At 67.9% G+C, this 274-nt stretch carries 1 protein-coding gene; it reads left to right on the top strand.

Going from position 1 to position 274, the window contains the following annotated elements; translation table 11 throughout:
* Positions 1 to 274 (top strand): ATP-binding cassette domain-containing protein (locus tag IF01_RS0141015; protein WP_030398705.1); only part of this gene is annotated, 274 nt, incomplete at both ends.

Genomic DNA, 274 nt, shown 5'->3' with positions numbered 1-274 from the left:
GGGCCCCTCCGGCTCCGGCAAGTCCACCCTCATGCACTGCATGGCCGGCCTCGACACCGTCAGCTCCGGCTCCTCCACCATCGGCGACACCGAACTCGTGGGCCTCAAGGACAAGCAGCTCACCCAGCTGCGCCGGGACCAGATCGGCTTCGTCTTCCAGGCCTTCAACCTGCTGCCCACCCTCACCGCCCTCGAGAACATCACCCTCCCCATGGACATCGCCGGCCGCAAGGCCGACAAGCAGTGGCTCGACCGCGTCGTCGAGACCGTCGGA

Origin of the sequence: Kitasatospora purpeofusca, assembly GCF_000718025.1 — a bacterium.
Taxonomy (GTDB): Bacteria; Actinomycetota; Actinomycetes; order Streptomycetales; family Streptomycetaceae; genus Kitasatospora; species Kitasatospora purpeofusca.
Note: the sequence above shows the minus strand (reverse complement) of the source record. Positions and strands in the feature narration are given on the sequence as shown.